At 69.9% G+C, this 6,644-nt stretch carries 7 protein-coding genes; 5 read left to right on the top strand and 2 right to left on the bottom strand.

What is annotated here, in order from left to right:
- Positions 1-260: 260 nt before the first annotated feature.
- Complete coding sequence (locus ACHBTE_RS34125; protein ID WP_394729322.1) at positions 261-1,490, top strand: glutamate--cysteine ligase; 1,230 nt, start codon at positions 261-263, stop codon at positions 1,488-1,490.
- Between the two features lie 30 nt (positions 1,491-1,520).
- Here ACHBTE_RS34125 and ACHBTE_RS34120 read toward each other — a convergent pair whose 3' ends face one another.
- Positions 1,521-2,846: a M20 family metallopeptidase gene (locus tag ACHBTE_RS34120; RefSeq protein ID WP_394729320.1), complete on the bottom strand. Its 1,326-nt coding sequence runs from the start codon at positions 2,844-2,846 to the stop codon at positions 1,521-1,523.
- Between the two features lie 248 nt (positions 2,847-3,094).
- On the opposite strand from ACHBTE_RS34120, the gene ACHBTE_RS34115 reads away from it, so the two are divergent.
- A complete protein-coding gene (locus ACHBTE_RS34115) occupies positions 3,095-3,841 on the top strand; it encodes a DUF1275 family protein (protein ID WP_394729318.1) in 747 nt (248 codons plus the stop codon).
- A 7-nt stretch (positions 3,842-3,848) separates the two neighbouring features.
- Here the strand turns inward: ACHBTE_RS34115 and ACHBTE_RS34110 are convergent, their stop codons facing one another.
- Complete coding sequence (locus ACHBTE_RS34110) at positions 3,849-4,556, bottom strand: hemerythrin domain-containing protein (protein WP_394729316.1); 708 nt, start codon at positions 4,554-4,556, stop codon at positions 3,849-3,851.
- Positions 4,557-4,639: 83 nt separating this feature from the next.
- Between ACHBTE_RS34110 and ACHBTE_RS34105 the strand changes: the two genes are divergently transcribed.
- The 3 genes from ACHBTE_RS34105 to ACHBTE_RS34095 all read left to right on the top strand — a co-directional run bounded on the left by ACHBTE_RS34105 (position 4,640) and on the right by ACHBTE_RS34095 (position 6,621).
- Positions 4,640-5,086, top strand: coding sequence for a MarR family winged helix-turn-helix transcriptional regulator (locus tag ACHBTE_RS34105; RefSeq protein WP_394729314.1), 447 nt, complete (start codon positions 4,640-4,642; stop codon positions 5,084-5,086).
- 150 nt (positions 5,087-5,236) lie between these two features.
- Positions 5,237-5,791, top strand: a complete 555-nt coding sequence (locus ACHBTE_RS34100; RefSeq protein ID WP_394729312.1) for a DUF2243 domain-containing protein — start codon at positions 5,237-5,239, stop codon at positions 5,789-5,791.
- Positions 5,791-6,621 carry a cytochrome c oxidase assembly protein gene (locus ACHBTE_RS34095; RefSeq protein WP_394729310.1) on the top strand — a complete coding sequence of 277 codons (831 nt, stop codon included), beginning with the start codon at positions 5,791-5,793 and terminating at the stop codon, positions 6,619-6,621. Before ACHBTE_RS34100 ends, ACHBTE_RS34095 begins: the two co-directional genes overlap by 1 nt.
- Positions 6,622-6,644 lie beyond the last annotated feature (23 nt).

Raw genomic sequence — 6,644 nt, 5'->3', positions numbered from 1 at the left:
GCACGCCGAGAGCACGCACCTGACGCCGCGCGGCCCGCCCTGCGGGCGGACGACGGGAATTTGACGACAGGCCCTAGAGGGGCCTTCGATTGCCCGGCCGGGCCATGTGTGGTGACCGGCTCTCCGTGGCTGTTCTGCCGTCCCGGGTCCCGGCAGCCTCGCGAGCTGATCACGGAGGGTGCCGCCGACGAGATGCGAACGAGGCGAATGGCGTCTTCGCCGTCTGCCCGGTCGGCGCTGCTGGTGCCAGCATGACCAACATGACGAGTACAGGTCACCCGCCGACCGTCACACCACCACCCGACCCCGGCTACGGCCGGACCCCGCCCTCCGCACACATGGCCGTCCCGCTCACCATCGGCGCGGAAGAGGAGTTCTTACTGGTCGATCCCGTCTCCAGGGCCTTGCGCGCCGACGCACAGAGGGTGGTGTCCGATGCCTCGCGCGAACTCGGCGACCGTGCGGGCCCGGAGATCACCCGCTACCAGGTGGAGACCCGCACCGAGCCCCACACCAGCCTGACCGAGTTCGCGGACCAAGTGCGCTCCACACGCCAGGCCCTCGCCCATGCCGCCGCACGCCAGGGCCTGCGCATCATCTCCACCGGCACGCCCGTCCTCGCCCCGCCGAGCCCCCCGCAACTGACCGACGGACCTCGCTACGCCCGTAGCGCGGCGATGTTCCGGGCCCTGGACGATGAGCAGATCGCGTGCGCCTGTCACATACACGTCGGCGTGCCCGACCTCGCCACCGCCCTTCGGATCAGCAACCACCTGCGACCGTGGATCCCCCTGCTGATCGCCCTGTCGGCCAACTCGCCGTACTGGGCCGGACGTGACACCGGCTATGCCAGCTGGCGCACGACCCTCTGGGGGCGCTGGCCGGTCGCGGGCCCTCCGCCGTTCTTCGCCTCCGTCTCTCACTTCGAGGACCTGGTCGACGGCTTCCTCGCCACGGATTCCATCGTGGACCGCGGCGGCCTGTACTGGGACATCAGGCCCTCCCACCATATGCCCACCCTCGAAGTACGGGCCGCCGACGCCACCGCCACCGCCGAGGACACCGTGCTTCTCGCCGGCATCGTCAAAGCCATGACAGCCGCTGCCCTGGTCGCCATCGACGCCGGAGAACCGGCGCTGCGACCGCCCCCGGAGTTGCTGCGCGCCGCCTGCTGGCACGCCGCCCGCAACGGCCTGGCCGGTGACGGCATCGACCTGGCCACCGGCCGCCTGATGCCGGCCACGACCCAGCTGGACGGGCTGCTGGACCGGCTGCAACCCGCACTCCGTCAGCATGGCGACGCGGCCCTGGTCAACGGACTCTGGACCGCCATACGCGCCCACGGCAGCCGTGCGGAGGGACAGCGTGCCGCGCACAGCCGCCGTTCATGCCTCACCGACGTCGTCGATCACCTGATCGCCACTACCCTGCCGAATTCCGTCGAACGGGCCGGGCGAGGACCGGCATCGACCGAGCACCGGGGGTTGTGAGCCGCGCGGCACGGCGGTCATGCGGACGCCTCACCGTGGCCGCTCCGCGTGGCTGGTGGAGGTGTACGCCAGGGCCACCGCCGCGTGGCAGGCGATCCCGGCCGTGAGCGCGGCCTCGTCGAAATCGGCGCGCGACGAGTGCAGCGACGGCGCCCCCTCCGGCGTCAGACCGGGCGGACAGGCTCCGAGGAAGGCGAGCGCGCCGGGTACCGTGCCGAGGACGTACGAGAAGTCCTCCGCTGTCATCGGAGGGGCGGGCAGCACGTCCACGGACCGTCGGCCGAGGACGTCGGCCGCGGTGCGCAGGACCAAGTCGGTGAAGGCGGGGTCGTTGACGGTCACGGGGTAACCCGTGTCGATGCGCACGTCTGCCTTCGCCCCGTGGGCCGCGGCCACGCCGTCGGCGACGCGGTGGAGCGCCGTGAGCAGCCTCTCGCGTGTGGTGGGCTTCAACGTCCGCAATGTGCCGGCCAGTTGGGCGGTGTCCGGGATGATGCCGTGCGCAGTGCCGGCCGTAAGACGTGTGATGCTGAGGACGGCCGCGTCGTCGGCGGCAACCATACGGGTGAGGGTGGTCTGCAGCGCGAGCACGATCTCGCAGGCCACAGGTACCGGATCGCATGTCGTGTGCGGCGCTGAGGCATGTCCGCCCCGCCCTTGCACTGTCACTTGCACTCGGTCCGAGGCCGCCATCTGCGTCCCCGGGCGCAGATGCAGCGTACCGCTGGGCAGATTCGGCGTGACATGCAGCGCGAACGCCGCGTCGACGCCCTTCAGCACCCCCTCGTCGATCATGTGCCGGGCTCCGTGGTCGCCCTCTTCGCCGGGCTGGAACATGAACACGACCCGGCCGGACAGCTCGGCGCGCCGCTTCGCGAGCAGCCGCGCCGCACCGACCAGCATCGCGGTGTGAGCGTCGTGTCCGCAGGCGTGCATCACTCCGGGCGTCCGTGAGGCGAAGTCCCGCCCGGTGTCCTCGGTGAGCGGCAGGGCGTCCATGTCGGCACGCAGGAGGATCGTCGGTCCCTCGGTCGCCCCGGTCAGGGTGGCCCTCACGGAGGACAGCCGATGTCCGGTGCTGATGTGGAGGCCGAGGCCGTCCAGCGCGGCGAGCACCCGGCGTTGGGTGCCCGGCAGATCCAGGCCCACTTCCGGCCAGGTGTGCAGCTCGCGTCGCAGGACCACGGTCTCCGGCGCCAGATCGCGCGCCATGGCCAGGACGGACGAGCCGACGGCCTCGTCATCGGCCCCGGCGCCGGTCCTGGCCCCGGTCCTGGCCCCGGCCCTGGCCTCGGGGTCCTGCCCCTTTCCCGTCGTGGGCGACGCGCCCTCCACACCGCCATCGTGGGTAGTCATGCGGCGGATCTCCCTTCCCCTCGTGCGGCGGCGGAACGCGGGGGTCTGTCGACCACGGCGTGACGTGAGGCCGCCGAGTACCCATCAACCGCGGGGATCCATGGATCGATTGCCTCCCTCAAGGTGTACTTGCTGGAGCGGGGCCTACGCGAGCGGCAGCGCCGTGTTCCGTGAGCGGGTGTCCGCGGGTCGTTGTGCGCCGGCGTGTCGCCGGGAGAGGCGGGCCGGGCATCCGGTCAGACTGACCCATGCCCGACGAGACGTCCACCGTGCCATCGGCGCAGGCAACGGATCCGCGCAGCCTCGTGATCATGGCCGGCCTCACCGTGGTCGCGGGCGCGGTGGGTGCGATCACCTTCTTGACCATGGGGCACCTTTTCGCGGCGCTCACTACGGGCAACCTGCTGTTTCTCTCCTTCGCCCTGGCCGGCGAAGGGCAACTCCCGGTCGCCCGGCCCGCCGCAGCACTGGTTGCGTTCGCGTGCGGCGCGGCGGCGACCGCTGCGGCGTCTCGGCGGTTCGACAGCCGTGGACGAGGATGGCTCTCGGCGGCGCTCGTCTCCGAGTCGCTGCTTCTGGGGGCGGCGGGAGCGTGGGCCTTGTGGCGTCACGGAACCGGCTCACTGACGGACGACCCGGACTTGGGGGTCATCGCCGTCGTTGCCTTCGCGATGGGCATGCGGGCTGTCACCGTGATGCTGGTCGGCGTATCGGACATGCCGACACTGCTTGCTCAGACGTCCATGGTGAAGCTGATCGCAGAGGTCGTCACGCGACCGCACGCGCTGCACGGTGTGGACACGAGGCAGCGGCGCGTACGTATGCGCCTCACCGCCACCGTGGGCGGGATGGTCGTCGGGGGAGTAGTGGGCACCTTGATGCTGCCATGGGGAACCGGACGTGCGTTGCTCGCCGTCGCGGCAGCCGTCCTGGCGCTGTCCGTCCTGCAGCTCCTCGCTGGGCGCCCATCGGCAAGCGATATGCGCTCAGCCTGAAATGTAATCAGCCGGCCGACTGGGGCAGTGGTTCCGTCGGGACGACGTCTCGGACCGGGGCGAGGTCTTCGTACAGCCGGTGGCGTTGGTCGGGGCCGAGGGTGCTGGACACCGCGGCGAGCGTGTCGTCCGCCCGGCCGGGTACGGCGTTCTCCACGACATCGCGGACGATCGCGGCCCGGGGCGCGGGCGGCAGGGCGGGCAGCATCCTGCGGAGGTCGGTGAGGGCCTCCTCGGGGGTGCGGGACGCACGGAAGGCGGACATCACCGCCTCCAGTTCCTCGGCGCCGGCATGACTCCACAGTGCCGGCATCGCGACGGTCTCCTCCGCGTGCAGATGCGCGAGGTACGCACTGATCAAGTCGTTCAGGGCCAGGTAGAGCGCGTGCTGCGCCTCCGGCAGATCCTCGGCCGGTGCGCTCGGAAGCTCGCGCGCCCGCTCGTCGAGGGCGACGAAGGCCGCGTCCAGGCGCACATGCTCGGCTTCCAGCGCGTCCGCTGCCTGCGGTGCTCGTTCCCGCAGCAGCTGGTGGATGAAGGTGTCTTCGTGGTCGGCGTGTTCGCGCAGCTCCCGCGTCATGGCGAGACAGCGGTCCGCCTGATCGGCGGCACAGCCGCTGGACGAGATGTCCGCGGCGCCGAGCTCGGTGGCAAGGGTGAAGAGTCGCGCTCGCTGCCCCATATGAACATTGCGGTAGAGGTCGATCTTGGGCATGGCCTGTCCTCGGGGTGGGTGTTTCCGTAACAGGCAACATGTTGCTAGACTGACAATCTATTGTCAATAGAGGAGTGTGTGCGATGCCCGACGAGACAGCCCTGCTGATCGCGGACGTACTGGAGGCAGCGGGGGCGCTGCGTCGGCTGGGTGATCAGACCGCGGCTGCCGAGGGGCTCACCCAAGCCCGATGGCAGGTCCTGAGCGTCGTGTCCGAGGAACCGCTGACCATCCCGCAGGCCGCTCGCCGCCTCGGTGTCAGTCGCCAGAACATCCAGCGGGTCGCCAACGATCTCGCCTCGCTCGGACTCGCCGCCTATACGGCCAACCCGGATCACCGAGGTTCCCCTCTCCTCACCCTCACGCCTCGGGGTGAGGAGTCACTCGCCCGTCTCAATGACAGGGCCACGACGCTCCATCGCGCTCTGTTCGCGGCCATTCCCGTCGAGGAAATCCGCGCCACCCGAGACTCACTGCGCCGACTGCTGACCGAGTTGGACAGGCACGAAGGAACACCTGGCAGGCGATAGCGCCACCTCTCGCATCGGCCCCCTACAGCCCGAGCCGGGGTGGCTCGATCCTTGTCAACGGCGCTCCTGGCAAGATTGCTCGCTTACGGATCGCCCGGCTGCTCTGAGAAGTTGTCGCGTACGTACCCGGGCGAGGAGCGGAGACGAGCGATGGCCAACACTGCGGATGAGGCTCGGGCGGGCATCGCGCCTACTGTGAGATTGCGCGGGCCGGGCATCGTGCTCGGGGTGGGAATGGGCGGCTTCTTCGACGGGATCCTGCTCCATCAACTGCTGCGCTGGCACCACATGCTCAGCAGCACGAATCAGGACCGCATCGGGCTGAGGTACTACAACCCTCACACCGTTTCCGGCCTGGAGATGAACACCCTGTGGGACGGTATCTTCCACACCGTCTGCTGGCTCGCGGTACTGATCGGACTGGCGATCCTGTACTCGCGGGTCACCCACCATCGGCTGCGGGTGTGGGGCTCCCGGGTCCTGTGGGGCTGGATGCTCGTCGGCTGGGGCCTGTTCAACCTGGTCGAAGGTGTGATGGACCATCACATCCTCGGCATCCATCACGTGTACGCCGGTGACGGCCAGGTCTGGTGGGACCTCGGTTTCCTCTTCATGGGCGCCGTTCTGGTCGTCGGTGGCTTCCTGCTCCAGCGCAGCGGCCGGCCCCTCGACGCCGGCGAGCAGCGTGACGGCCTTGGCGCCTGATGGACCACAACCACAACATGCCCGTGGACGGCCACACGACGCCCGGCAACGACCTGGAGTCACTGCTGCCCGCGCTCGCGCTGCTCGCCGCGGCCGTCGCCTACGTCCTGCTGGCTCGCCGCGCCTGCCGCCGTAACAGCGCCCTGGGCTGGAGCAGATGGCGGACGGCATCCTTTCTGGCCGGCATCTTCCTGCTCGGCGTGGCGGTTCTGCCGCCGATGGTGCGCTTCGCCCACGAGGACTTCCGCGGCCACATGGTGCAGCACATGCTCATCGGCATGTACGCGCCGCTCGCGCTCGTTCTGGCAGCCCCTGTCACCCTCCTCCTGCGCACGCTGCCCGCGGCCGGAGGGCGGCGCCTGACCGCCGTACTGCACAGCCCGCCCGTCCGAGTGATCGCTCACCCGTTGGTCGCCTTGGCGCTGTCCACGGGCAGCCTCGCCGTGCTCTACTTCACGCCTCTCTACAACGCGATCTCGAGCAATCCGGTGGCGCACTGGCCGCTGCACGCGCACTTCCTGCTGTCGGGGATTCTGTTCGCCTACGTCATCGCCGGTCCGGACCCGGGTCCAGGACGGCCAGGTGTACGCGCACGGCTGGTCTACCTCGGCGTCGCCATCGCGGGGCACGCGGTGATCGCCCAGCTGATGTACGGCGGCTTCTGGGTCCAAGTCCACGCGCCCATCAGCCAGGTCCAGGGAGGTGCGGAGATCATGTACTACGGCGGCGACATCGCCGAACTGCTCCTGGCCCTTGCTCTGGTCACCACCTGGCGCCCGGAAGCCCGAGCCCACCGCCCAGCGATGCGCGCGGCGGTCGCCGCGGAGTGAATGCCGGCTCATATGGCGGTGGA

It is taken from the genome of Streptomyces sp. M41, assembly GCF_043673425.1.
Lineage (GTDB): Bacteria > Actinomycetota > Actinomycetes > Streptomycetales > Streptomycetaceae > Streptomyces.
The sequence above is the reverse complement of the archived record's forward strand: the minus strand, read 5'-3'. Positions and strand labels throughout refer to the sequence as shown.